The sequence below is a fragment of the Microbacterium luticocti DSM 19459 genome (genome assembly GCF_000422405.1).
Classification (GTDB): domain Bacteria; phylum Actinomycetota; class Actinomycetes; order Actinomycetales; family Microbacteriaceae; genus Microbacterium; species Microbacterium luticocti.
This window is the reverse complement of record NZ_KE383826.1, coordinates 23,008-48,660: the sequence shown is the minus strand read 5'-3', so window position 1 is coordinate 48,660 and position 25,653 is coordinate 23,008. Positions and strand designations below refer to the sequence as shown.

Here is a 25,653-nt window from a genome sequence, read left to right as displayed (position 1 = left end):
TCACCGGATCAGGATCAGGCCTGCCCGGGGCGGCACCAGCCGGTGGGGAGGGCGCGGCATCCCGCCCACCGGAGCAGGATCAGGCCTGCCCGGGGCGGCACCAGCCGGTGGGGAGGGCGCGGCGAGTCTATTCCTGGCGGTCGCGCACGACGGGCTCGTTCGACGCACCCCTGCCGCGCGTGCGTGGGAGAGCACCACAGACAAATACCAGTAGTGCGGTGAGTGCTGCCCAAAGAAGGAGCTGCAATAGAGCACTGGGTGACTGCGCCGGGGTCACCGCCGCGGCCAGGGCGGCAAACCAGGCGAACGCGATGCCGCCGGTAACGAACGTCCCGCCGGCCAAAGCGGCACTGCCCCCGAATCGCGACACATCATCGCCCGAGGATGCGATTACCAGGGTGATGAGCACAGCACCGATGACGCCAGGCAGGAAGGTCATCCAGAACGCAGCCCCGACCGGATACCAGGCGTCCGGGTTCAGGGAACCGTTCCAGTGCAGCGGGACCGTTGCCGGCAAGTCGCTCGACGCGGCCCGATCGATGAGAACCAGTGCAGGCGGAATCCATGGCGGTATTGCCGCGAGGATGATTCCTGGTGAGTGGGACACTGCCGTGACACCTCGATGGGAGCGGCTCATGCTCTGAACACACTGGTCAGCCGCGCGTCAACGCCCGAGCGGCGCGGCCGGCGACCATGGCTGCGGCCAGCAGGCCACCGAGCAACACGATCACGGCCGCCCACGTGCCGCCGGCGGCGAACGACGGAACGGCGGCGGCGACGATCGTCAGCACCGCACAGATCACGGTGGTGACGACCATGGGTATGAGAGCGGCTCGGTGCCCCACTCGCCATGCCTCGTCCGAGGCGAACAGGGCGGGAATCCGAATCCCGGCGATTGGGTTGCGGTGCACTCTGCCGGTGGCGCACAGTGCGAACAGCACCACGGTCGCGATCGCAAGCAACGTCAGAACGAGTGCGGCCACCATGCCTCGACGCTAACACCACGCCATCGCCGCGAAAGTGCTTCTGGCGGACGAGGATGCGGGTAGTACCCACGCTCTCGTCCGTCAGAAGCACTCTCACCGGTGGGGCGGGCGCGGCAGGCTCACCGGATCAGGATCGGGCCTGCCCGGAGCGGCACCAGCCGGTGGGAAGGGCGCGGCATCCCACCCACCGGATCTGCCCGGGTCAGTACCAGCCGGTGGACTGGGAGTGGCTCCACGCGCCGCACGGAGTGCTGTAGCGGGCCTTGATGTAGCGCAGGCCCCACTTGATCTGTACCTCGGCGGAGTTCTGCCACCCGGCGCCCATCTTCGAGCCCGGCAGGGCCTGGGGGATGCCGTAGGCGCCGCTCGGATTCGCGGCGTGCACGCGCCAGCCCGACTCGCGGTTCCACAGCGAGTTCAGACAGGCGAACTGGTCGCCGCCCCAGCCGTACGCGCCGGCCATGTAGCTCTTCGCGAACGCACGGGCCGCGGCCGGCGAGCTGCCGCCGGAGGACGAGACCGGCGTGGCACGACCGGTCGACGCGGGCACGGCGGCGCGCTGGGCGGCGAGCTGCTTCGCCTTTTCGGCGGCGGCCTTGCGGGCCCGCTCCTTGGCGGCCTTGGCCTCGGCGGCCTTGCGCGCCTGCGCCTTGTCGTACGACACGACCTGGGCGGCAACGGATGCCGTCATCGCGCGCAGCTCGCCGGTGAGGGTCTGCGCCGACTCGGCCGAGAGCTCGGGCGACTGCTCGACCAGCGCGATCTGCACCTCAAGGTTGGCGGTGCTGACCTTGCCGTGCGCGAGCTTCGCGGTGCCGCGCGCGGCGCTGGCGAAGTAGGCGGCGTCGCGGTCGACGGGGCGCAGCGCAGGCTCGTGGATCACGGCCTCGGCTGCGGTCGTCGGATCGGCGGCGCTGGTGCCGGCGGCGCTGGCGGGCACGGCCATGATGCCGAGGGAGGCGACCACGGTGGCCGCGGCGAACAGGGACTTCTGCGGGAGGGTGAGGGTGCGAAGGCGCACGGGACTCCGATGTTCGTACTGCCCCGCCGTTGCGTGTCCGGACGTGTCCGGTCGGGCTGCAGGGGAGCGCATCAGCGGCTGCACCACCCGGGCGGGCTGGTCGCCTCGGCGCGGCGGTGCCCCGTCAGGGGGATGCTGTGCCGTTCGACCACGCGGGCCGGACCGAGGCATCCACCACCCGGCTCGGGCGCCACGCGGCAGACCGGTCCACCGTAGGGGCGGTTTCTGGACGGTTCATCCGAGAAACCTGACATCCATGTGATAACGGAACCGTAACGAAAGCCGATGAGTGGGGTGGATGCCGGCACCGGCCGGCCGACCGCCCGTCGAGAAAACCCGGCATGGCACGTCATGATCGGTCGCCGCGCGACACTGAAGGGTGAAGGCTGTTCCGCACACGACGAGGGCGCATGTACGACACCGACACCGACGGCGAGCTGATCCGGCTCGCGCTGCGCGGCGACCGCGGTGCGTTCAGCGCGCTGTTCGCACGCCACGGCAAGGCCGTCTACCTGTATGCGTGGGGCATGACCCGCGACGACCGCGATGCCGAAGACGTCGTGCAAGAGACCTTCGTCGTCGCGTGGCGCAAGCTGCGAGGCATCCGGCTGGTGGATGCCTCGGCCCTGCCGTGGCTGCTGGTGACCTGCCGCAACCTGACCCGCAACGTGCTGCGCGCCCGCCGAGCCCATCTTGTGCTCGACGAGTCGCTGCTGCCCGGGGACCACACCCGTCAGGAACGGATCGAAGAGCTCACCTGGGTGCGCGATGCGATCGGTCGGCTCGGTGGCATGGACCAGCGGATCGTGCACCTGTGCCTGGTCGAGGGGTTCTCGTACGCCGAGGCCGCCGACCACCTCGGCCTGTCGACCTCGGCCGTCGCGAAGCGGGTCGAGCGCGTGCGGGTGACACTGCGCCGCGCGGTGCGAGGTGAGACATGAGTGCACAGCCGAAGGACGGCATCTATCTCGACGCGACGCTGGGCGTGATCGGTGAGCGCATCGACGAGCGCATCGACGAGATCGGCCGCCGCCGTCGCCGGTAGCACCGCATCGGTGTGGCCGGGCTCGTCTCCGCCGCGGTGGTGAGCGGGTCGGTTGCGGCGTACGCGCTGTCGGCCGGGCCGCAGGCGACGGATGCCACGGCCCCGGCACCGACGCAGTCCACGCGATCGATCTCGTGCGTCGAGCAGGCCACGCCCGACGCGACGGCCTACTTCACGGTGCGCTACCGCGCCGACGCGCGCACACGAGTGGCGGCGATCGAGGTGTGCGACCGCGCGCACACCGTCCTCGCCCACGACGCCGAGCGACTGCGGGCGCTGAGCCCGGACGAGGCGCGGGGCGCCGCCGCCGACCTGGTCGCGCCCGCCGCACCCCGTGCCGACGCCGTCACGGTGGACGCGGCATCCTTCGGCCCCGTCGGCGACGATCCCATCCGGGATGCCGCCGCCTGCCTGCGCACCGACGGCGGGCTCGTGGTGCTCGTGGGCTCCGCGCACGTCGAGCCGGTGCAGCGGTCGCTGTGGTGCACCCGAGCCGGGCTGAGGCCGGCTCCGGCGGGGGCGGACGGATGACGCGCGGTGTGCCCGGGCCGCTGCGCCGCCTCGCACGACAGCCGTTGCGCATCGTGTCGGTGGTGCTGCTGGCGGGTGTCGCCCTGGCCGCATCGGGCATCCAGTCGGCGGCGGCCACGGCGCTGCAGACGACGCTCGACGCGAACTGGCGAGGCGCCTACGACATCCTGGTCACGCCTCGTGACGGAATGGATGCCATACGGGGAATGCTTCCCCCGAACAGCCTGAGCGCCTCGCTCGAGGGCATGACGATGGACGACCTGGCGAAGGTGCGGACCGTGCCGGGCGTCGAGATCGCCGCGCCGATCGGCGACGTGCTGTTGCCGGGCCTGACCTATAGCTCGGTCGGCATGACCGTGCCGCATGGTCTGCCGGGCACGACGAGCCGGCCGCAGGCGTACCGGCTGACGGCGACGTACACGACGAACGACGGGCTCGGCGAACGGATCGTCGCTCGTGACTCGCAGGCGTTCGTGGTCGACGAGACGCATCCCGACGATGCGCGCCGCGATGCGCAGTGCGATGCGCCCGACCGCGAATCCAGCATCGACGGGCACGACTATCGGCAGGGCGATTACCCCGCGTTGACGGCGTATCTGTGCGGGCTGCTCTCGCCCGAGCTCAACGGCGTCACCGGCTTCTCGCTCGACGAGCGCAACCTGCGGCTGCGATACAGCGGCACTGCGGACGCCTACGGGATCGCGCTGCCGGATGAAGCACTGTCGGCCACACGCGTGACCCTCGTCGACCCGGTCGCAGAGCGCGCGCTGCTGGGCGATGCCGGAGCGTTCCTCGATCCGTTGGTGCAGCTGCATCCCACGGCGCACACCGGACCCGGCGAGGTGACCGACTGGGCGGGTGAGACCGCCTCGGCCGGCGGACAGGATGCCGTGCAGGCACTGTCGGCATACGCGGCCGCATTCGCCACCTCGGGCGGCTCCGACACCCCGGCAGCGGTGATCGGCGAGCTTCGTCGGTTGTGGGCGGCGGACGGCGACGACTGGGATCGCTGGTCCGCCCAGACGGTCGGGTCCACTCCGGTGGTGCCGCTGCTGGTGTCGGACGCGCCGACCGCCCACCTCGCCGTCAAGGTCGACGTCGAGTCGTTCGGCGACGCCCCGATCGAGCACACCGAGCCGGACGGGACACCCGATTATCGGATGCCGAAGCCACTCGTCGACGGCGCGGCCGGTCGGCATGTGGGCAGCACGGCAGCGGACGTCTCGAGCGTGCTCAACCCGTTCGCCCATGCCACGGGCGACACGATCGCCTGGCCGGGGACCGAGTACGATCCCGCGCCGACGGTGCCGAACCTCAATGTGCTGCAGGGGGCCGGGCGCTCGGCCGCCGCCGGGTACACGGCCTCGCACGATGCCATCGCGCTCGCCGCATCCGGCTACCGCGACCCGCTGCGCGAGGGCGGTCTGCTGTTGAGCACGGCGGCCGATCCGCAGCAGATCGGCAGCGAAGCGGCCTATCAACAGCTGCGCGTGGTCTCACGGCCCGACGAGCAGAACCTGCCGGTCGCCCTGCCGGTCGGCACGTTCGATCCCACCCAGGTCGACGCCGGCACGCACGACGCCGGTTACGTGCCGCTCGGGGCATACGACGACGTCGACGTCACCGTCGCCGACGGCGACCACGCCGGTGCGACCATGCAGCCGGCCGTCAGCGGCACGGGCCTGGTCGGCACCCGCACCGCCGCCATCGCCTCGATCGCCAGCGCACCTCTCTGGCACGACGATGCCCCGATCGATGCGATCCGGGTACGGGTCGCCGGAATCGCGGGCTATTCGCCGCAGGCGCAGCAGAAGGTCGTCGATGTCGCCCGGGCCATCGACCGGCTGGGCCTGCAGGCGACCATCGTCGCGGGGTCGTCACCCACCGACGTCGACATCGCCGTGACCGGCTACGCGTTCGGCACGATGGACCCGGACGGGCACCAGAGGGTCGGAGACCTCGGTACCGTGCGGCAGCGCTGGTCCGAGCTCGGAGCGGCTGCACGGGTCGATCTGGCCGTGTCGACAGCAACATATGCCGTGCTCGGAATAGGTATGCTCGCGGTGCTGCTGCTCGCCGGGGCGGTGCAGCTGGCGGCGATTCCCGGCCGGCGCGCCCAGGCCGCTGCGATGCGTGAGGTCGGGTTCACGCGTGCCCGTATCGCCCGCTGGTACGCGATGGAAGAAGCGCCGGGGTGGTTGATCGTGGCCGCTGTCGGCGGTGTCGCGGTGGTCTTCGCCGCGGAGCGTGCCGTCGCTGCCGCCGCGGTCGGGGCAGTGCTCGTGCTGACGGCCGTGATCGGTGCGACAGCCGTGATCGCGGGGTCGCGATCACGGGTGCGCCCCCGCGTGCGCGACGCGGCATCGCGGCGCATCGGCGCGCGGTCGGTCGCGGGATTCGGGGCGCGGCAGGCGCGCGTGCATGCGCTGTCGTCGTGCGTGCACGCTGTGGCCGTGGTGATCGTCGGCATCGCCTGCGCCGCGCTGGTGCTGACGCTGCTGACGGCGCGGATGCAGTCGGGAACGAGCGTTCTCGCGGTGCAGACCTGGGGTCGGATGCTGTGGCCTCAGCTCGCGCTCGGTGCGGCGGCGGTCGTCGGCGGGCTGGTCTTGGCCCGGCTGGTGCACCGCATCGACCTCGCGCAGCGCGGGGCGCAGTGGGCTCTGCTGCGTGCCGCCGGGTGGACGACCGGGCAGCTGGCCGCAGCGCAGCGCACCGAGGGCATCGTGGTGACGGTGCCGGCCGTGGTCGTCGCGGCCGTGGCTGCTGGGGCGGGTGCGGTCGTGCTCGGCACGCACGACCCGTGGCTCTACGCGATCGTGGCGGCGGGTGCCGGCTGTCTGGCCGCGCTCGTCACGTTCACCGGACGTCGTCGGAAGGGACGCCGCGCATGACCGACACTCACTCCCGGGCCGCCGAGTCCGGCACGACCGTCACCGGTGCCGCCGCCGAGTCCGGCACGACCGCTACTGATGCGGCCGCCGGGTCCGGCACGATCGTCCCCGGTGCAGCCGCCGGGTCCGGCACGACCGCCACCGGCGCAGCCGCCGGACCCGGCACGGAGGCCTACGGCGGGGCCGCCGTCGAGCTGCGCGGCGTGACCGTTCAGTACGAGCGGCCCGGCGCCGACCCGTTGACGATCGTCGACGACTACGACCTCACCCTCGAGCGCGGACGGATGCACTGCCTGGCCGGTCGCAGCGGGTCGGGGAAGACGAGCATCCTGCGCGTGGCCGCCGGCCTCGTGCCGCCGGCATCCGGCTCGGTGCGGTGGGAGGGACTGGAGATCACGGGGCTCGCCGATGACGTGGTGACCGCACGGCGACGCACGCACATCGGCTACCTCGACCAGCGGGGGAGCCTGGTGCCCGGCCTGACCGCACTCGAGAACGTGCTGCTGCCGGCGGTGCCCGACAAGCGCACGCGCGAACTGTCGCGCCGGGCGCGCGACCTGCTGCACCGACTCGGCGTGGGCGCGCGCGCCACGCACTACCCCGACCGGCTCTCGGGCGGTGAACGGCAGCGGGTCGCTTTCGCGCGGGCCCTGCTGCTGGAGCCGGCGATCGTGATGGCCGACGAACCCACCGCCAGCCTGGACCGGCAGACCGCCGATCAGCTCATCGAGGTGCTCGCGGGTCTGGTCGACGACGGCATCGCGGTGCTCGTGGCATCCCACGACCAGCACCTCATCGACGCGGCCGACGCACGCACCCAGCTCAGCTGAGCGCTGCTCTCGCATCGCGAGCATCGCGAGCCTGCCGCCGGTGCGTCACAGACGCGGGCCTGCCGCCGGTGCGTCACAGACGCGGGCCTGCCGCCGGTGCGGGCTACGGCGTGAGCACGAGGGTGTGGGTGGCATCGGCCTTCACGGCCTTGGCGGAGTACGCCCACGGCAGGCCCTGCACCTGCTGCCACGCCTGCGCCTGGTCCTGGTAGTTCGGATGGAACGCGTGGCCGCTGTTGCCCGACAGGTTCGTCCATGTCGACGCGTCGAAGTCGGCCACATCGATCACCATGCGCATCGACGGCACCGTGACGACGTCGAATCCGTCACCGATCGACCAGCCCGTGGCATCCACCACACTCGACCCGCCACCGACGGGGTAGGGGCCCCGGTTGAAGAGCCACTCGATCGGCGGGATGCCGCTCGACCCGAACGTGCCGCTGGTGAGCGTGAGGGTGTGCAGGCCGCCCCAGCTCCACCCCTCGGGGCGCGTCCCCTGCAGCTTCTGCAGTCGGTGGGTGGCGTCGGTCGCGGCCTTCACGAGCATGTCGTGCATGCCGGTGACGCCGATCTTCTCGTTCGTCCACCAGGGCGAGTCGGGGTTCTGCAGCAGCGTGCTCACCACCAGGAACAACCGCGCCTGATCCGACGTGGACGTCGGCACGTCGCGACGTGCGAACAGGTCTTGCGCCAGCTCGTCCCACAGCACGTTCGCGTACGCGGCGGCGGCCGAACCGGCATCGTTGTGCCCGTCCCACAGATCGAACAGGTCGAGGGCGGCCTGCACGTCGTCGTCGTCGACCGAGATGTCGCTGTAGGCGGCGATCAGCTTCTTACCCATCCAGAAGTCGGTGTCGGCCTGGATCGCGCGCATGTCGTCGACGGTCAGCTTGTGCGACGCCGAGGTGCGCTGGATGAGATCGACGATGCGCGCCGCCCGCCAGCCGTAGTCCCAGTCGTTCGTGAGGAAGTACGGGTAGTCCTTGCCGACGATCGCGTTGTTCGCGGTGACGATGTAGCCGGCGTCGGGGTTGTACGAGACCGGCAGCTTGTCGAACGGGATGAAGCCCTTCCAGTCGTAGGCGGAGTCCCAGCCCGGCTGCGGCATCGACCCGTCGCCGTCGCCGCGGATCGGCAGCTTGCCCGGAGCCTGGTAGCCGATGTTGCCGTCGGTGTCGGCATAGATCAGGTTCTGCGCGGGCACGTCGAACTGGGCGGCTGCGGCACGGAATCCGGCGAAGTCCTGCGCCGTGTCGAGGGTGAAGATCGCCTCGGCGGTGGTGCCCGGGGTCAGCGCGGTCCACTTCAGCGCGACCGCGGTCTCACCTTCGGGCGCGCTCGCCGGGGCGGTGACCGACCCCGCGGTGGCGGTGTGCGGGTCGGCCGCGATCTGGGCGAAGTCGTCGTTCACGCTCGAGATGATCGGGCCGTTGTTCGTCGCGCGGATCTCGAGTGAGACATCCTTGCCGCCGGCGACCTTGATGGTCTCGTGGCTGATCTGAAGCGGCACGAGCTTGCCGTCGCGCCAGTACTTGTCACCCTGCACCCTCTCGAGATACAGGTCACTCACATCGGTGGTGAGGTTGGTGAAACCCCACGCGATCGTGGAGTTGTGGCCGATGATCACGCCCGGTACGCCCGAGAAGCCGAACCCGGCCACGTCGAACGGGCACTGCGGTGACACAGTGCGGCAGCGCAGCCCGATCTGGTGCCAGATGCTCGGCATCGCCGCGCCCAGGTGCGGGTCGTTGGCCAGCAGTGGTTTGCCGCTGGCGGTGAGATCGCCCGAGACCACCCACGAGTTCGACCCGATGCCTTCGCCGGCTCCGCCCACCAACGCGTCGGCGGCGGCGACGACGTCGTGCACCTCGGTCCAGGCGATCGAGGCGTCGGCGGTGGATGCCTCGTCTTGCGCGGTGTGGTCGCTGAGCGCCGGCGCCACGGCCGCGCCGGTCGTCGGCTTGGGCGCGTCGGCGGTGAGCGTCGGAACGATCACCGGGTTCTGGTCGTACGGGTAGCTCGGGTACAGCTCGGCGATCTGCTCGGCCGAGTAGTGCCCGGCGAGCAGGGCGCGGCCGGTCTCCTCTTCGAGGTTCGAGCGCAGGTCCCAGGCCATCGCCTTCAGCCACGCGAGCGAGTCGGCGATGGTCCACTTCTCGATCGTGTAGTCGGGGTTCTGCAGGCCGAGAACGGCGTACTCCAGCGATGCCGCCGCGCCCTGGTGATCGGCCAGGTACGCGTTCACACCGTCGGCGTACGCCTGGTAATACGCCTTCGCGTCGGCCGAGAGCAGGTCGACCTCCTTCTCGGCGACCGTGCGCCAGCCCAGCGTGCGCAAGAACCTGTCGGTGCCCAGCTGCGAGGCGCCGAACAGCTCCGACAGACGCCCGCTGGTGACGTGCCGGCGGAAGTCCATCTCCCAGAACCGGTCTTGCGCGTGCACATACCCCTGCGCGAAGAACAGGTCGTGGGTGTCGTCGGCCTGCAGGGTCGGGATGCCACGGTCATCGCGCAGCACGGTGACCTTCGCGTGCAGCCCCTTGGCGGTGACCGAGCCGTCGAGGGTCGGGAACGAGCGCTGGATGGTGAAGGCGACGAACCCCGCCGCGACGAGGGCGATCACGACCAGGCCGGCGACCACGCCGAACGCTGCGATGCCGATGGTGCGGCCGAGCGGACGCTTCGGCTTCACTTCGGTGGTCGTACCGGTGGGGCCGGTCGGGCCGCCGGCGCCGGTCGCGCCGCTGACGTCCGTCGGGCCGGTGATGTCCGTCGGGCCGGTCGTACCGGTCGTGCGGCTCGTTCCGGTGTCGGCGCTGTGCCGCCGCGAGCGGCTGGTCACGGCCTCCGTGGTGTCGGGGTCGGGCATGTGCGGATCGTTCGGCATTGACCTGTCTCCGTGGCGGGATGCCGCGAGTCGGGCGCGCCGCGGCGTCCTCGCATCGTATCGTCACGCCCGAGCGGCCCCGGGGCCCGCTCACTTTTCGCACGAACGCCGCGCCGACGCGGCGGCCGCGGTTTGTCGATGCCGGACGATGCCGGACGTTTCCGCCCGATCCAGACGAGTCCGCTCGACCTGGACGCACCGCCCGCCCCTCCGTCCGACCCGGACGCATCCGCCGCCCCTCCACCCGACCTGGACGCATCCGCTCGACCCAGAGGCATCCGCTCGAGCCAGACGGATCCGCCGCCGCTCCGCCCGACTCCGTCGAGTCCGCTCGGCCCGAAGGCATCCGCTCGACCCAGAGGCAGCCGCCCGACCCGCCCGATCCGCCCGACGGCAGCTTCCGCGGCTCCGCGCCGCTACCCGATCAGGCTGGGCTGCAGGTCGCGCAGGGTGCGGCGGTGTGTCATGCGCACGACACCCAGTGCCGCGAGCACGAGCGATCCGGCCAGCCATGCGCCCAGCACGAGCAGGTCGGTGCCCGCGCGGGCCAGGTCGCCGCCGTACATCAGCTGCCGCATCGCGTCGACCACGTACCCCATCGGCAGCACGTGGTGCAGCCCCACCAGGGGCGCCGGCAGTGTCTGCCAGGGGAACGTGCCGCCTGCGGTCACCAGCTGCAGCACCATGATCACCAGGCCGAGGAACTGGCCCACCGACCCGAGCCACACGTTCAGCGCGAGGATGATGGCCGTGTAGGTGAAGGATGCCGCGACCATGACGCCGAGCGTTCCCCAGGGGTGCGCGAATCCGAGGCCGAGGGCCAGCGCGAGCACCCCGAACAGCGCCACCATCTGGATGCCGCCGAGCACGGCGGGCGTCATCCACCCGGCGGCGGTCACCCGCAGCGGAGTGCGCAGCGCGGTGACGGCCCGCCGCGACACCGGTTTGACGATGAGGAACAGCGCATAGATGCCGATCCAGCCGGCCAGCGCGGCGAAGAACGGGGCCAGCCCCGCGCCGTAGTCCTCGGCGGCGGTGAGCCGGCTGGTCTCGACCGCGACCGGGTCCGAGATGGTCGTGGCCTGCAGTGACCTCAGGTCGGCCGTCGAGTCCGGCAGCTTGTGCACTCCGTCACGCAGACCGTCCCGCAGCTGCGCCGCACCATTGTGCAGGGTGCCGAGCCCGTCGGCGAGTTCGCCGGCGCCGTCGTGCAGTCGGGCGGCACCGGATGCCGCGGTGCCCGCGCCCGCGGCGACCTGTGCGGTGCCGTCGGCGAGTCTGCCCGCCCCGTCGGCCAGGCGGTCGGCGCCGCTCGCGACCTGGGCGGCGCCCGCGGCGAGCTGGTCGACCTTGCCCACCGCGGTCTGCACCTTGGCGTTGCCCTCGCGCACGGCGCCGGCCACCCGGTCGAGCCGGGCGAGCACCCGGTCGATCTGCTGCGGGCTGAGGCCCTGCGCGGCCAGGTCGGCGGCGACATCCGCCCGCAGCCGCGGCAGCGCGTCGGTCGCCTGCTGCACCGCCGTTCCCGCCTCGTCGGCGTACCCGGCGAGGGTGGCGTTGCCGGATGCCACCTGGTGCGCCCCGTTCGCCAGTGTGCGCGCGCCAGGGGCAAGGTCTGCCGCCCCGGCCGCCACCGTCTTGGCGCCTGACGCGAGTTCGGCGGTGCCGGTGGCGAGCGTGCCCGCCCCGTCGTCGAGGCGTGCGGCGCCGGACTGTGCGGTGGCCGCACCGTCGGTGAGCTTCGCGGCCCCGTCGGCCGCCGTGCCCAGACTGGCACGCACGTCCGACAGGGCGGTCAACAGCCGCCCCGCGGCCTCTTTGCCGACGAGTTCGGCGACGCTGCGGCGGATCTTCTCCACCGCCTGTGTGCCGATCGTCGATGCCAGGTAGTTGTTGGCGTCGTTGGTCTCGAGCTCGATCGTCGCCTGGTGCGGATGGTCGCCGGCGACGCTGGTGAGCGCGGCCGAGAAGTCCTTCGGCAGCGTCACGGTGAAGTCCACCGCGCCGTCGTGCACGGCCCGCTCGGCCTCGGCCGCCGACATCCTGCGCCAGTCGAACGCCTTGCCCTGAAGCAGCTCTTCGGCGACCCGGTCGCCGTAGTTGGTCGCCGCGGACGAACCGGAGGCCGGCGTGCCCACGTCGTCGACGACGAGCGCGACCGGCACGTCGCTGAACTTGCCGTACGGGTCCTGGTTGGCCCACAGGTACAGGCCGCCGTACAGGATCGGCACGCACATCAGCGCGATCAGCGCGAGCGTGCCCATCTTCGTGGAGGTCAGCCGGCGCAGCTCGGCCGAGATCATGGCCGGGATCTTCATCGGTCCTCCTCGGGGGCGGGGCGGGACTCGGGCTCGGGATGGGGCTTGGGCTGCTCGGCCTCGCGCTCGGGCTCACCTCCGGTGAGAGCAGGAGATTCGGGCGAGGGCAGGAGATCTGATCGATGAGAACTCCTGCTGTGGCCCGATTCTCCTTCCAGCGCCGATCCGGGCTCAGGTTGCGGGCCGTGTCCGGGCACCTCTTCCGCCGTGTTGTGCGCGGGTTCAGGATGCTCGTGGTCGGGCTGGGGCTCGGACTCGTGCTCGGGCTCACCTCCGGTGAGAGCAGGAGATTCGGGCGAGGGAAGGAGATCTGATCGATGAGAACTCCTGCTCTGGGCGGATTCTCCTTCCGGCACCGATCCGGACTCAGGTTGTGGGCCCCGTTCGGGTGCCTCTTCCTCCGTGTCGCGCGCGGGTGCAGGATCCTCGTGCGCGGGCTCACCTCCGGTGAGGACAGGAGATTCCGGCGAGGGCAGGAGATCTGATCGATGAGAATTCCTGCTCTGGGCGGATTCTCCTTCCGGCACCGATCCGGGCTCTGGCACGGGGCCCGAGACGGAGGCATCCCTTCGCAGCACCATGGCCGAGGCGACGCCGGCGATCGCGAGCATCGCGTAGCCGCGGCGGGCGAATTCCTCGACCAGTCGCCACCAGGCGATCGGGTCGCCGCCGTGGCGGTCGGGCGAGACGAGCACCATGCCGCGAACCTCGTCACGCAACGCGGTCAGTTCGAGCAGCAGGGCGATGCGCACGTGCGGCGGGATGTCGGCGACCGGCGTGCGAGCGTAGGGGCCGAACCCGTTCGCCTCGAGCCAGCGCCGGGCCGAGATCGGGTTCGACGGACGCCCGGCGAACATCAGCTCTTCGCACGCGATGCCGGCGACGGTGACGTCGGGCGCCGGGTCGCAGACGTCCGGTGCGTCGACGAGGGCGACCTGGCGCCGCAGGCGCGCGGCATCCGCCCGCCCGTCGATCGTCACGGTGCCGGTGTCGGCGCCCATGCGGCCCGAGGCGATCAGACCCAGCACGGTGGGGCGCTGCTCGGTCTCGGCGATGGCCAGCTGCGGGCGTTCGGTCTCGAAGACCACGCTCGTGGCCGGCAGGGCGAGGGCGCGGCGGCCTTTGGTCACCTCGTGCAGTTCGATGCGCATCAGCGCTCTCCGATCAGCTCGTCGATCTCGTGCCACCCCAGACCCGCCGCCGCGAGCACCGCTCGTTCGGGGAGCCGGTGCGTGCGCGAGATCTCGGGGTCGACGTGGGTGATGACGCCCCGCGCGGCCTCTTCGACCAGCCGGGCGGTGACCTCGGGCGGCACGTCCCGGCGCAGCACCCGCTGCGCGTAGCCGCGCTCGCAGATCTCGGCCAGTCGCGCCCGCACCGGTGCCAGCGCCTGGGCGGTCAGCGGTCCATGTCGCTCATCGAGGGCGATCGCGACGGCCACGTGCACGTGCTGCGCCTCATCCCACAGTCCGCGCGCCAGCTGTGCCAGCGCCCGTCGCGGATCGTCGTCCGACACGGCCTGCGCGATCGCGTTGAAGCGTTCGGCGCCGGCGCCGAGCACGGCGCGCACCACGGCTTCGCGGTCATCGAAGTGTCCGTAGAACGCGCGCCGCGAGAGCCCGGCGGCGCGCGCGATCTCTTCGACCGAGGCGTGCGGGTCGTCGGCGAGCACGGCGACGGCGGCGATGAGGATGCCCGCGCGGTTCTCGGCGGCATCCCGTCGGCGCGGTGGCTGCGGTGTGGTCACGACCAGCCAGCGTACAACTTGCACAGTGCTGTGCACAAACGGATGGCACGCAACCGTGCCTGTTCTCAGGTTCGGGATGCTGCGGCGTCCGCGGTGGTGAGAAGTCGTCGCGAAGTGTGGGTCGGCGCGCCCGGAACCCGCACTTTGCGCCGACTCTGTGGGGGAGGGTGCTGGATCGCGGGGGAGGGGACGCCGCCCGGGAACGGAGCGACTCCGCGCGCGTCAGTCGGTGCCGGCGTCGAACGCGGCGCCCTCGACGGCCTCGTTCACCGCGGCGGCCGCGCGCTGTGTGTCGGCTCCGGCCTCGGAGATCTCATCGGCGGCGCCCTGCTGCAGCGTGCCGACCAGGTCGGCGGTCGCGCCGCCGATCAGGCCCAGCGAGGCGTACTGCTCGAGTCGTCCGCGCGAGTCGGCGATGTCGAGGTTGCGCATGGTGAGCTGGCCGATGCGGTCGACCGGTCCGAACGCGGCGTCACCGACCCGTTCCATCGACAGCTTCTCGGGCGCGTACGACAGATTCGGCGCGGTCGTGTCGAGGATCGTGTAGTCGTCACCGCGACGCAGCCGCAGCGTCACGGTGCCCGTGATCGACGACCCCACCCACTTCTGGATCGACTCGCGCAGCATGAGCGCCTGCGGCTCGAGCCAACGCCCCTCATACATCAGCCGGCCCAGTCGCCGGCCCTGCTCGTGATACGTGGCCAGGGTGTCTTCGTTCAGGATGCCGTTGACCAGGCGCTCGTACGCGATGAACAGCAGCGCCATGCCCGGCGCCTCATAGATGCCGCGCGACTTGGCTTCGATGATGCGGTTCTCGATCTGGTCGCTCATGCCCAGACCGTGGCGCCCGCCGATGCGGTTCGCCTCGAGCACCAGCTCGACCGGATCGGCGAACTCGACGCCGTTCAGCGCCACCGGACGCCCCGCCTCGAAGCTGACCGTGACGTCTTCGGGATCGATCTGCACCGTGGCATCCCAGAACCGTACGCCCATGATCGGCTCGACCGTCTCGAGCGAGACGTCCAGGTGCTCAAGGGTCTTGGCCTCGTGCGTCGCGCCCCAGATGTTCGCGTCGGTCGAGTACGCCTTCTCGGCCGACGCGCGGTACGGAAAACCGTGCGCGACCAGCCACTCGCTCATCTCCTGCCGGCCGCCCAACTCGCCCACGAAATCGGGGTCGAGCCACGGCTTGTAGATGCGCAGCGCCGGATTGGCCAGCAGCCCGTAGCGGTAGAACCGCTCGATGTCGTTGCCCTTGTAGGTCGAGCCGTCGCCCCAGATGTCGACGCCGTCTTCTTTCATGGCGCGCACCAACAGCGTGCCGGTGACCGCGCGGCCGATCGGCGTGGTGTTGAAGTAGGTGCGCCCGCCGCTGCGGATGTGGAACGCGCCGCACGCCAGCGCGCCGAACCCCTCTTCGACCAGGGCGCGCTTGCAGTCCACCAGCCGTGCCACCTCGGCGCCGTACTGCAGGGCGCGGTCGGGGATCGATGCGATGTCGGTCTCGTCGGGCTGGCCGAGGTCGCCGGTGTAGGCGCAGGGCACCGCGCCGGCCTCGCGCATCCATGCGACGGCGACGGAGGTGTCGAGTCCCCCCGAGAAGGCGATGCCGACGCGCTCGCCGACGGGCAGGGACTGCAGGACCTTGGACATGGCCTCAATCCTACAAAGCGGCGCGACCGCCGCCGTTCGCCGCGAGCGTATGGGTAGGACGCCCGCATTCACACCGAGGGGGTGGATGTGGCATCCACCCCCTCAGCCCCCTGCGCCGCCTGCACGACCCGGGCCGAACCGGTCATATGTGCAGACGGACGTGCATGTGCGCGAGCATCTCGGGGTGCATGAGCCCGTACACGATCAGGCCGATCGCGCAGGCGGCCCCGACCGCGATGGCGATGCCGTCGCGCACGGTCAGTCCGGTTCGCAGGCGCCGGCCGCGGCCGGCCACCCGCGGGGACGCCGGACGCCGAGGCGCGGACAGGGTCGAGGACGCCCCGCTGCGCTCGTCGAGGTAGTTCTCGGTGCGCCGCCGCAGCCGGTCGGCGAGCATCCGCAGCGCGGCGAACCGTGCCTCGAACACCGCCCGGTCATCGAGCGGCGCCGACGCGGCGAACAGGTAGGCGCGGTCGTCGACCAGCTCGACTTCGCAGTCGGGTGCGACATCCAGGAACAGCGCCATCAGGTCGGGCGTGAACACATAGAGCGCGTCGCGCTCGTACTCGCGCGGACAGTACAGCGCGAACGTGCGGTCGAAATCACCCTCCAGGCTCAGCCGCTGCCGACGGTCGAACGACACGTCGGTCGCGGCGAACACCCCCGCCCGGCGGTTCGCGAGGATCATGTGCGGCACCGGTGCCGGCAGCTTCAGCTCGGCGAAGTCGAACGACACGATGTGTGTCGAGCCCGCCCGCTCGATGGTGGCGGTGTGGCCCCCGAGCGTGAACTCGACGCCGTCGTCGCGGCCGATCAGTACGCCGGTGTTCGTCGCGTTCTTGCCGGCGCGCAACACCGCCGAGGGCAGGTAGCGCTGGCCGGCACGCAGCACCGGCCAGAACGTCCACCGGTTGTGGGCCGCCAGCCGCGCCAGCTTGATCTGGGCGGTGTCGGCCGCGGCCAGCCGCCGGTACGTGAGCGAGCACCACAGCGCGAGCACCGCGACGATCAGGGGAATCAGAAGCCACAACGGCCAGTCCGGCAGCAGAGCGGATGCCACGACCCCCGCGACCGCGGCCGCCACCGCGAACCCGACGCCCAGGCCCAGCGCCACCCGCCGCGGCGAGGCCACCGGCGTCAGGCCGGCCTCACCGCGCGCCGCGTTGTAGGCGGCGACGTCGGCGGCGGTCACCGGGGCGTCGAGCGAGCCGGCATCCATCTGTCGCGCCTTCAGAGTTCGGTGAGCGGATGCCGCGTCCAGGGCGTGTCGCCGTTCTTGGCCGTCAGCTGCGTCTCGAGCGAGAACAGGATGTCGAACGGGTCGCCGCCGTAGCAGATCGCCCGGCCGACGGCGATCGAGGCGGCGTAGGAGCGCCAGTCGTCGAACTCGCCGCGCACCACCGGCGCCAGATCGCCGAGGATCTGCCACACCTCGTCGGCGGCGAGATACCCGGCCCCGTGCGCCTGCCGGGCGACGCCGGCGACGCGGTCGTAATCCCAGGCGCTGATGGTGTCGCACGCCTCGAGCTCGGCGGACGTGAAGCCGTGACGCTCGGCGTCGGCGAGCGTCTTGGCATACGCCTCGTTTGTCGTACGGCCCGAGCGCACCGCCTCGAGCGCGTCGGCGAATTTCACACGATGCCCGCCGGCGAGCAGTCGCGAGATCGTCTCACGGGCGCTCGCGGCGTCGGTGATGTCCCACGCCTGCCGCAGCGCCATCGCGATGTACTTGGGCTTGCCGTACCACTCCAACACGATCGTCGCGGCCGACGGCAGTGCGAGACCCACGATCCCGGCCCCCAGGCCGAGCAGCTTCTCCTGGTCCTCGCTCACGCGGTTCTGCGCGACGAACGCCTTCACTTTCCGTCCGAACACGGATGTCCTCCTCGGGTCAGGCCGGTATGCGCCGCGCTCGGTGCGTCGGGCACGGTGCGTCGGGCACGGTGCCTGGGCACGACGTCCGGCGCGGTGCGTCGGGCACGGTGCCTCGAGCACCCGGCCAGGCCATCGTGCGGCCGCGCCGGCACGGACGCCGAACACCCCGAACAAGCCCGAACGCGCGACGCTCAGCCGGCGGGGGCGAACATGCCGCGACCGGCGCGGGTATCGGCGAGCAGGTCGAGCAGGTACGGGTCGCCGAGCGCGTGCGCGATCTGCTCGGCCTCGGCCAGCAGCTCGGAGCGCATCGGAGCGTCCCCCGGTGTGCCTCCCGCCCCGACCGCACCGCACAGCGCGGCCTGTGTCATCCGCACCAGCGCCCGCACCTCCCGATCGCCGATCGCATCGGCGACGGCGAGGGCCTCGGCGACGTCGGCGGATGCCTCGGGCACGCGCCCCTGCCGCAGCCGGGCGATCGCGAGGCCGACGAGGGCGCTGGCCACCAGCGGCATGTTGCCGGTGCGCCGCGCGAGCTGCAGGGCCGCGGTATCCGACGCCTCGGCGGCCGCCCAGTCGCCGAGCGCCCGGTGCAGGTCGCCCTGCGCGTTCAGGGTGGCGCACTCGGTGTCGGGCACGCCGTCGGTTCGGGCCTGCTCCAGCGCCGCGGCGATGTGCGCCCGGGCCGGCCCCGCCTCGCCGCGCCGTGCGTGCAGCAGACCGAGATTGCTGTGCGCGGCCCCCTGCAAGAACCGGTTGCCGCACCGGGTGGCCACCTCCAGTCCGCGCTCGCCGAGCTCGAGACACAGCCTCACCTCGCCGCGCACCCGGTGCACGTCGGCCACACTCAGCAGCGTCGAGGCCAACGCCGCGTCGTCGCCGAGCGGCGCGGCCTCGGCGAGCGCCGCCGTGTAATGCCGCAGCGCATCGCCGTAGCGGCCGGTGCGCTTGTCGACGTTGCCGAGCGTCAGCTGCGCGTTGAGCCGGTGCACCGGCTTGGCGTTCGCGTCGGTGAGCACCGCGGCCGCGTCGGCGATCGACTCCGTGTACCGACCGAGGTTGTACCGGGCGATCGACCGGTTCAGCAGCAGCACCGAGCGGGCTGCGGCCGGGGCGTCGCCGAGCACGCGGGTGTAGAGCGCGTCGGCCTCGTCCGACCGCGCCTGCTCGTCGAGCGCACGGCTGATCGAGGCCGCGATCCGCGCGGCCAGCTCGTGCTCACCGGCATCCGCCAGCCACATCGCGCACCCCACCGTGCACGTGGTGTCGGCCTCGGGCGTCGACCTGCCCGACAGTGCGTCGTCGCGGGCGCGATCGCGCAACCGTTCGCCCAGGCGCGCCATCGCCACCCGCTGCTGCGAGTACGGCACCTCGTGGTGCAGACGCTGCCACGCGAACGCGCGCACCAGATCGTGCAGCCGCACGGTGCCGCCGTCGCCGGGCAGGATCAGGTTCTCGGCGGCCAGGGTCGCCAGGGCGGCCGAGGCCTCACCCTCGCCCAGGCCGGCCAGCGCCGCCACATCAGCAGCGCCGGCGTTCGGGCCGGGGTGCAGGGCGAGCAGCCGCAGCACCCGCTGCGGCACCGGGTCGAGGCGGGCGTACGAGGCCTCGAGCGCCCGGTCGACGGCGTCGGCCTGCGGCAGCGTGCGCAGCCGCCGGGCATGATCGGTCAGTGACCACTCCGGCCGCCCGGCCACCAGTGCGCCGGTGAGCACGAGCCCGAGCGGCAGCCCACCGACGATCGCGGCCAGTTCGGCCACCGCGTCGGGTTCGGCGGCGGCACGCTCAGGCCCGATCGTGGCGCACAGCAGCGCGGCCGAGGCCGAGGCATCCATCGGCGTCAGCGCGACGCGCGTCGCGCCCAGCTCGGTGAGCACGCGGCGCGAGGTGACGATCGCGCGCGAGGCGGTGGCATCCGGCAGCAGCGGACGCGCCTGATCGGCGTCGACGGCGTTGTCGAGCACCACGATGTGCGGGTTCTCGCGGGTCAGCCGCCGATACAACACCGCGCGGTCGGAGGTCGTCAGGGCACGCACCTGCTCGGCGGGTGCGCCCAGGGCGCGCAGCAGGCCGCCCAGCACGGGTCCGGGCGCGGCGGCCGGCCGGTGCGCGTCGTATCCGTGCAGGTTCACGAACAGGATGCCTGCCGCCGACGCGTGCTGCAGGGCCCGGGCCGCCTGCACGGCCAGCTCGGTCTTGCCGATGCCGGCCAACCCGTCGATCGTGACGACCGGACCGCCCTCGAGCACCGTGCGCAGATCCTCGTCGCGACCGGTGAACACGGCGACCGGCTCAGGAAGGCCGGTGCGCACCGTGGCGGTGGGGCCGCTGCCGGTGGCAGGGCCCAGGGCGATGCACGTGTCGCGCCAGGGCCGCGGGTCGGCGCCCAGCGCCTGGGCGATGTCGGCGATCAGGTCGACGTCGACGCGGCGTCGGTCGGGGCGGAACGCGTCGTACACCGTGACACGGCCGGGAAGGCCGGATGCGGATTGTCCGCGGCGGCTGCGGATCACGCCGATGCGGCGGGTGATCTCGCCGAACGACGGCGACCCGGACCGTTCGCGCAGCGCGTTCAGCGCCGCGATCAGCTCGGGCAGGGCGGTCACGGCGCGCAGCGGATCGGCTTCGGAGGAGTCGTCGGCCGGCCTGCGCACGTCGTTCACGGTAGCGCGCCGGCCTGCCGCGGTGCCGCAGGCGGGTCGGCCGTCGCGGTGCCGGGCAGCGCCCGCTCGCGCTGGAGGCAGCCCGCCTCTCACCCGACGGCGTCGCACCCGGCCGATAGGATGGGGCGTAACCCGTTCCACGAGCCCCGGGGGTCCACTCATGCCAGGAATCGTCATCGTCGGAGTCCAATGGGGTGACGAAGGAAAGGGCAAGGCCACCGATCTGCTCGGCGATCGCACCGATTGGGTCGTGAAGTTCAACGGCGGCAACAACGCCGGTCACACGGTCGTGGTCGGCGACGAGAAGTATGCCCTGCACCTGTTGCCCAGTGGCATCCTGAGCCCCGGCGTCAACCCGGTGATCGGCAACGGTGTCGTCGTCGACCTCGAGGTGCTGTTCGCCGAGCTCGAGGCGTTGACCGCGCGGGGGGTGGATGTCTCGCGCCTGCGCGTGAGCGCCAACGCGCACATCATCACCCAGTACCACCGCACCCTCGACAAGGTGACCGAACGGTTCCTCGGCAAGCGGCAGATCGGTACGACCGGGCGCGGCATCGGACCGACGTACGCCGACAAGATCAACCGCGTCGGCATCCGGGTGCAGGACCTGTTCGACGAGAACATCCTGCGGCAGAAGGTCGAGGGCGCCCTCGACCAGAAGAACCACCTGCTGCTCAAGGTGTACAACCGCCGGGCGATCACCGTCGACGAGGTCGTCGATGACCTGCTGTCGTACACCGACCGGCTGCGGCCGATGGTCGCCGACACCGCGCTGCTGCTGAACCAGGCGCTGGACGCCGGTGACGTCGTGGTGTTCGAGGGCGGCCAGGCCACGATGCTCGACATCGACCACGGCACATACCCGTTCGTCACCTCGTCGTCGGCGACGGCCGGGGGAGCCGCCACCGGATCGGGCGTCGGTCCCAACCGGCTCGACCGCATCGTCGGCATCGTCAAGGCGTACACCACCCGGGTCGGGTCGGGTCCGTTCCCCACCGAGCTGTTCGACGAGTCGGGCGAGTGGCTGCGTTCGCGCGGGTTCGAGTTCGGCACCACGACAGGCCGGCCGCGCCGGGTGGGCTGGTACGACGCCCCGGTCACCCGGTACGCCACCCGCATCAACGGCATCACCGATCTGGTGCTCACCAAGCTCGACATCCTCACCGGGCTCGAGCGCATCCCGGTGTGTGTCGCTTACGACGTCGAGGGGCGGCGCTTCGACGAGGTGCCGGTGAACCAGACCGACTTCCACCACGCGACCCCGATCTACGAGTACCTGCCCGGCTGGAGCGAAGACATCTCGGGCGCCCGCTCGTTCGACGAACTGCCGACCACTGCGCAGGAGTACGTGCTCGCGCTCGAGGCGATGAGCGGCACCCGCATCTCGGTGATCGGCGTGGGCGCGGCCCGCGACGCCGTGGTCGTGCGGCACGACCTGGTCTGACCGCGCCGGCGCGCTCCGCGTGCACCGGTGGGGTGGGGCCCGCGACGACTGGGACGGGCGCACCGCGGGTCGTCACAGAAGGAGACCACATGCGCTTTCTCACCGGCGGCTACACCGCCGACATGGACGGAGCCGCCACCGGCATCGGTCTGCTCACGGCCGGCGCCGCCGACGAACCGTTCGCGTGGGGCCAGCTCGCGTTCGCCCCGGACGCCGCGGCCACCGGTGGCTCCCCATCGTGGGTGAGCCCACACCCCGGGCTCGACGTGGTCTATGCCGCGCTTGAGGCCGACGGCGCGGTGCAGGCGTTCGCGCGCACCGGCGAGGCATCCTTCACCCGGCTCGGCGACCCGGTGCCGGCGGGCGACCTCGTCTGCCACGTTGCGGTGGCGCCGGGCGGGGAGTATCTCGTCGCGTCGTGCTGGGGCGACGGCCGGGTGGTGCGCATGGCGGTGGATGCCACGGGCCGGCCGTCCGCGCCGGTGATCGCTCCGGCCGCAGCCGACCCGTACGCCGAGCCCGACCTGGCCGCCGTCCCCGCGCCGAACCTGGCCGCCTTCCCCGCGCCGAGAGAACAACGGACCGCCGAGGATGCGGGTAATACCCGCTCTCTCGGCGAGCAGTTGTTCTCTCGGCGAGAAGGTGAGGGCGTCGTGGGCCTCGACCTGGGCTCGCGGGGCGACCGGGATACGCGTCATGCGCTGGGCTCGCGGGGCGACCGGGACGAGGGAACTCCGGCCGGCGAAGACGCCCGCGTGTCGCGCGCGCACCAGGCCTGCTTCCTGCCCGGCGGATTGATCGCCACCACCGACATGGGCCTTGACCTGGTGCGGTTCTGGCGCGACGCGCACGGCACTCTGCGGTCGGTGGGTCAGGTCGTGCTGCCGCGCAGCACCGGGCCGCGGCACATGCGCCGGCATCCGAGTGGACACCTGTATGTCGTCACCGAGCTGTCGTGCGAGGTGTTCGTGCTGGCACCGGATGCCTCGGGCGCCTGGCGCCTGGTCGGCGGTGTTCCGCTTGGCCCGGGACTGCTCGACGGCGACGCGGCCGCGGAGCTGGTGGCATCCGGCGACGGCGAATACCTGTATGCGGGTGTGCGCGGGTCGAACACCATCGCGGTGCTGCGCGTGCGCGGCGACGGGTCGCAGCTGCAGCCGGTCGCGCTGGTCGAGGCCGGCGTGGACTGGCCCCGCCACCACGCCGTCATCCGCGACACGTTGCTGGTGGCCGGGCAGCGCTCGAACGAGGTGGCCTCGCTCACCCTCGACCTGCGCACCGGCGTTCCCGGGCGGGTGCGGCGCCGCGTCGCCGCGCCGTCGCCGACCTGCCTGATGCCGCTGCGCTGAGCTCGCCGCCGCGACGCGGGTGGGTACCGGGTGCGCAGCGCGGGTGCCGGCGCGACGGGCACGTGCGGCGCGGGTGCGCCGTGCAGAACTCCTCCACTTTCGCTGTGCAGGGCTCCGGATCACCGTCTCGCGACTGGTTCGTGCCGGGATTGGAGGAGTTATGCACGCGGGGTCGTACCCGTCACGAGTGCGCGACAGGCATGTGCGCGGCGCGATGGGCACGTGCGCGGCGCGTGTGCCGCGCAGAACTCCTCCACTTTCGCTGTGCAGGGCTCCGAATCGCCGTCATGCGACTGGTTCGTGCCGGGATTGGAGGAGTTGTGCACTGAGCTCCTCGCGCCGGGTCAGACCTTGGCGTCCTGTCGGGGGATCAGCACCTGTTTGATGATCAGCAGAATCGACGCGGTCACCGGGATGGCGACGAGCGCGCCGAGCAGGCCGAGCAGTGTGCCGCCGACGAGCGCGCCGATCACGACGAGTGATCCGGGCACCGACACCGCCCGGTTCATCACGCGCGGCGTCAATACGTATGCCTCCACCTGCATATACACGAGGTATCCGATCGCGAAGATGAGTGCCGCGAACGGGTTGGCGAACAGCGCGATGATCGACCCGAAGATCCAGAACAGCACCGAACCGACCAGCGGGATCAGTGTGATGCAGAACGCGCCCACCGCCATCAGCAGCGGGAACGGCAGCTGCAGGATGAGGAACAGCAGGAACGCCACGATCGAGTTGAAGAACGCGAGCACCACCATGCCGCCCAGGTAGCCGCCGATCGAGGTGGTGATCTGTTCGGTCAACGACGCGACCTTCTCGCGGTTGCGCGCGGGGGTCAACCGCGTGAACGACTCCTTCATGGCGGGCAGGGATGCCAGGAAGTACAGGCTCAGCACCAGGATGATGATGATCCCCGAGATCGTGGTGCCGATCGTGACGCCCACTTGCACGACGCCGCCGCCGATCGCTGCGATGTTGCCGGGGTCGGTGAGGAAGCCCTGGATCTGCTTGAGGATGTCGCCGACCTGGTCGCCGAAGTTGTCTTTGAGCCAGGCGAACACGTCCGAGGCCTGGAACTCGGTGATCAGGCGCGGGATGTCGCGGACGAACGCGGTGATCTGCTGCACCACGGTGGGGATGATCAGCCACAGCACGCCGACCAGCACGAGCGCGAACCCGGTGTAGACGATGACGATGCTCCACGCCCGCGTGATCGCGTGGCGTTCCAGCAGGCGCACGAGCGGGTCGAGCCCGAGCGCGAAGAACAGCGCGAACACGACGTAGATGATCACCGTCGACAGGTTCGAGATCGCCAGGCCCACCACGAACGCGGCGAGCCCGCCCAGGGTGAGGAAGAACCCGACGCCGAACGGATGGTTCAGGCTCGCCCAGAACGTACGCGAGGGCAGGGCCTCGCCGGAACGGCGGGCGACGGCATCCGTTTCCGCCCCGCCGTGCGCGCTCAGCCCTTGTGGGGCGGGGATGGATGCCGCGACCTGCGGCGTCGAAACGTCCGGGCCGGTGTCGGACGATGCGGTGGCGTCGCTCATGCACACACTCTAGGGGAGGGCCCGCCCGCGTCCGGCGCATCACCCACGGTGTCCGGCCGCGTCACGGTGCGGCCGGGGATGCCGCGTGGCCGGGCGCGTGGGAGCAGCCCGGGGAGGGCCCGCCCGCGTCCGGCGCATCGCCCACGGCATGCGGCCGCGTCACGGTGCGGCGGGGGATGCCGCGTGGCCGGGCGCGTGAAGCAGCCCGGGGAGGGCCCGCCCTCGCTCGGCGCATCGCCCACGGCATCCGGCCGCGTCACGGTGCGGCGGGGGATGCCGCGTGGCCCGGCGCGTGGGAGCGGCCCGGGCAGAACGCCGAGGTCGTCCCCGCAGGCGGTGGCCGGTGGCATCCGGCCATCTCGCGCTGCGTCATGCGTGCCGCGGATACGGCCATGGCGCGATACCCTCGGGAACGCACGATGCAGAAAGGGACGTCATGACCGACGCCGGGAACGCCGATCCGATCGCCACGCTGCAGCGGTTGCGCGGCAGCATCGACAACATCGACGCGGCACTGATCTATCTGCTCGCCGAACGGTTCAAGTGCACCAAGCAGGTCGGTCGGCTCAAGGCCGCGAACCGCATGCCCCCGGCCGACCCGGCCCGCGAAGAGCAGCAGATCACCCGGCTGCGCAGCCTGGCCGAGCAGGCCGAACTCGACCCCGAGTTCGCCCAGAAGTGGTTCACGTTCGTGGTGGCCGAAGTCATCCAGCATCACGAGGCCGCCGCCGGCGACGCCTGAGCACTCGGCCCACGCCCCAGTTCCCGCCGCCACTCACAGGGTTCGGAGGATGGCGGCGCACCTCGCCATCACGGCCCTCACAGGGTTCGGAGGATGGCGGCTACTTCGGACGATTCCG

19 protein-coding genes are annotated in these 25,653 nt (G+C 71.6%); 7 read left to right on the top strand and 12 right to left on the bottom strand.

Translation table 11 applies throughout. The annotated features are described in order from the left end of the window. Positions 1-127: 127 nt before the first annotated feature. The 3 genes from H577_RS17760 to H577_RS17990 all read right to left on the bottom strand — a co-directional run bounded on the left by H577_RS17760 (position 128) and on the right by H577_RS17990 (position 2,007). A complete protein-coding gene (locus tag H577_RS17760) occupies positions 128-607 on the bottom strand; it encodes a hypothetical protein (RefSeq protein WP_156876675.1) in 480 nt (159 codons plus the stop codon). A gap of 46 nt (positions 608-653) precedes the next feature. Next, complete coding sequence (locus H577_RS0114285) at positions 654-986, bottom strand: SdpI family protein (RefSeq protein ID WP_029146513.1); 333 nt, start codon at positions 984-986, stop codon at positions 654-656. Between the two features lie 202 nt (positions 987-1,188). After that, positions 1,189-2,007: an aggregation-promoting factor C-terminal-like domain-containing protein gene (locus tag H577_RS17990; protein WP_211217945.1), complete on the bottom strand. Its 819-nt coding sequence runs from the start codon at positions 2,005-2,007 to the stop codon at positions 1,189-1,191. Positions 2,008-2,417: 410 nt separating this feature from the next. On the opposite strand from H577_RS17990, the gene H577_RS0114275 reads away from it, so the two are divergent. From H577_RS0114275 to H577_RS0114255, 4 genes are all read left to right on the top strand, one after another. After that, the gene (locus H577_RS0114275) at positions 2,418-2,948 is read left to right on the top strand and encodes an RNA polymerase sigma factor (protein ID WP_051192070.1); all 531 of its coding nucleotides are present in this window, start codon (positions 2,418-2,420) and stop codon (positions 2,946-2,948) included. 116 nt (positions 2,949-3,064) lie between these two features. Then, entirely contained in the window at positions 3,065-3,583 is a 519-nt protein-coding gene (locus H577_RS0114265) for a hypothetical protein (protein ID WP_029146511.1), read from the top strand. After that, positions 3,580-6,477 carry a hypothetical protein gene (locus H577_RS0114260; RefSeq protein ID WP_156876674.1) on the top strand — a complete coding sequence of 966 codons (2,898 nt, stop codon included), beginning with the start codon at positions 3,580-3,582 and terminating at the stop codon, positions 6,475-6,477. Before H577_RS0114265 ends, H577_RS0114260 begins: the two co-directional genes overlap by 4 nt. Beyond that, positions 6,474-7,307, top strand: a complete 834-nt coding sequence (locus H577_RS0114255; protein WP_084516298.1) for an ABC transporter ATP-binding protein — start codon at positions 6,474-6,476, stop codon at positions 7,305-7,307. Before H577_RS0114260 ends, H577_RS0114255 begins: the two co-directional genes overlap by 4 nt. Positions 7,308-7,410: 103 nt before the next feature. Here the strand turns inward: H577_RS0114255 and H577_RS0114250 are convergent, their stop codons facing one another. The 8 genes from H577_RS0114250 to H577_RS0114215 form a co-directional block, all read right to left on the bottom strand. Further along, positions 7,411-10,176 (bottom strand): penicillin acylase family protein, encoded by a 2,766-nt coding sequence (locus tag H577_RS0114250; protein WP_084516306.1) that lies wholly within the window; start codon positions 10,174-10,176, stop codon positions 7,411-7,413. 434 nt (positions 10,177-10,610) lie between these two features. Continuing rightward, positions 10,611-12,512, bottom strand: coding sequence for a YhgE/Pip domain-containing protein (locus H577_RS0114245; protein ID WP_029146507.1), 1,902 nt, complete (start codon positions 12,510-12,512; stop codon positions 10,611-10,613). Beyond that, positions 12,509-13,663 carry a hypothetical protein gene (locus H577_RS17985; protein ID WP_211217944.1) on the bottom strand — a complete coding sequence of 385 codons (1,155 nt, stop codon included), beginning with the start codon at positions 13,661-13,663 and terminating at the stop codon, positions 12,509-12,511. Before H577_RS17985 ends, H577_RS0114245 begins: the two co-directional genes overlap by 4 nt. After that, complete coding sequence (locus H577_RS0114235) at positions 13,663-14,259, bottom strand: TetR/AcrR family transcriptional regulator (RefSeq protein ID WP_029146506.1); 597 nt, start codon at positions 14,257-14,259, stop codon at positions 13,663-13,665. Before H577_RS0114235 ends, H577_RS17985 begins: the two co-directional genes overlap by 1 nt. Before the next feature lie 222 nt (positions 14,260-14,481). Continuing rightward, positions 14,482-15,912 (bottom strand): argininosuccinate synthase, encoded by a 1,431-nt coding sequence (gene argG, locus H577_RS0114230; RefSeq protein WP_029146505.1) that lies wholly within the window; start codon positions 15,910-15,912, stop codon positions 14,482-14,484. 142 nt (positions 15,913-16,054) lie between these two features. Further along, positions 16,055-17,131: a hypothetical protein gene (locus tag H577_RS17160; protein WP_051192069.1), complete on the bottom strand. Its 1,077-nt coding sequence runs from the start codon at positions 17,129-17,131 to the stop codon at positions 16,055-16,057. Positions 17,132-17,142: 11 nt separating this feature from the next. Continuing rightward, positions 17,143-17,787, bottom strand: coding sequence for a DUF1266 domain-containing protein (locus H577_RS17155; protein WP_156876673.1), 645 nt, complete (start codon positions 17,785-17,787; stop codon positions 17,143-17,145). A 191-nt stretch (positions 17,788-17,978) separates the two neighbouring features. Continuing rightward, positions 17,979-20,441, bottom strand: coding sequence for a tetratricopeptide repeat protein (locus tag H577_RS0114215; protein ID WP_029146504.1), 2,463 nt, complete (start codon positions 20,439-20,441; stop codon positions 17,979-17,981). Positions 20,442-20,610: 169 nt separating this feature from the next. Between H577_RS0114215 and H577_RS0114210 the strand changes: the two genes are divergently transcribed. After that, a complete protein-coding gene (locus tag H577_RS0114210) occupies positions 20,611-21,894 on the top strand; it encodes an adenylosuccinate synthase (RefSeq protein ID WP_029146503.1) in 1,284 nt (427 codons plus the stop codon). Positions 21,895-21,983: 89 nt separating this feature from the next. Continuing rightward, on the top strand, positions 21,984-23,243 hold the full coding sequence (locus H577_RS0114205) for a lactonase family protein (protein WP_029146502.1): 1,260 nt from the start codon (positions 21,984-21,986) through the stop codon (positions 23,241-23,243). A gap of 344 nt (positions 23,244-23,587) precedes the next feature. Here H577_RS0114205 and H577_RS0114200 read toward each other — a convergent pair whose 3' ends face one another. Next, positions 23,588-24,793: an AI-2E family transporter gene (locus H577_RS0114200; protein WP_029146501.1), complete on the bottom strand. Its 1,206-nt coding sequence runs from the start codon at positions 24,791-24,793 to the stop codon at positions 23,588-23,590. A gap of 436 nt (positions 24,794-25,229) precedes the next feature. Here H577_RS0114200 and H577_RS0114195 point away from each other — a divergent pair, with 436 nt between their 5' ends. After that, positions 25,230-25,535 carry a chorismate mutase gene (locus tag H577_RS0114195; RefSeq protein ID WP_029146500.1) on the top strand — a complete coding sequence of 102 codons (306 nt, stop codon included), beginning with the start codon at positions 25,230-25,232 and terminating at the stop codon, positions 25,533-25,535. The last annotated feature ends 118 nt before the right edge of the window (positions 25,536-25,653 follow it).

Bases quoted from the DNA above. Each gene is read 5' to 3' on its own strand.
- H577_RS0114205 (WP_029146502.1), top strand. From the start codon at position 21,984: ATGCGCTTTCTCACCGGCGGCTACACCGCCGACATGGACGGAGCCGCC.
- H577_RS0114255 (WP_084516298.1), top strand. From the start codon at position 6,474: ATGACCGACACTCACTCCCGGGCCGCCGAGTCCGGCACGACCGTCACC.
- H577_RS17160 (WP_051192069.1), bottom strand. From the start codon at position 17,131: ATGGATGCCGGCTCGCTCGACGCCCCGGTGACCGCCGCCGACGTCGCC.
- H577_RS0114260 (WP_156876674.1), top strand. From the start codon at position 3,580: ATGACGCGCGGTGTGCCCGGGCCGCTGCGCCGCCTCGCACGACAGCCG.
- H577_RS17985 (WP_211217944.1), bottom strand. From the start codon at position 13,663: ATGCGCATCGAACTGCACGAGGTGACCAAAGGCCGCCGCGCCCTCGCC.
- argG (WP_029146505.1), bottom strand. From the start codon at position 15,912: ATGTCCAAGGTCCTGCAGTCCCTGCCCGTCGGCGAGCGCGTCGGCATC.
- H577_RS0114285 (WP_029146513.1), bottom strand. From the start codon at position 986: ATGGTGGCCGCACTCGTTCTGACGTTGCTTGCGATCGCGACCGTGGTG.
- H577_RS0114200 (WP_029146501.1), bottom strand. From the start codon at position 24,793: ATGAGCGACGCCACCGCATCGTCCGACACCGGCCCGGACGTTTCGACG.
- H577_RS0114245 (WP_029146507.1), bottom strand. From the start codon at position 12,512: ATGAAGATCCCGGCCATGATCTCGGCCGAGCTGCGCCGGCTGACCTCC.
- H577_RS0114195 (WP_029146500.1), top strand. From the start codon at position 25,230: ATGACCGACGCCGGGAACGCCGATCCGATCGCCACGCTGCAGCGGTTG.
- H577_RS0114250 (WP_084516306.1), bottom strand. From the start codon at position 10,176: ATGCCCGACCCCGACACCACGGAGGCCGTGACCAGCCGCTCGCGGCGG.
- H577_RS0114210 (WP_029146503.1), top strand. From the start codon at position 20,611: ATGCCAGGAATCGTCATCGTCGGAGTCCAATGGGGTGACGAAGGAAAG.
- H577_RS0114275 (WP_051192070.1), top strand. From the start codon at position 2,418: ATGTACGACACCGACACCGACGGCGAGCTGATCCGGCTCGCGCTGCGC.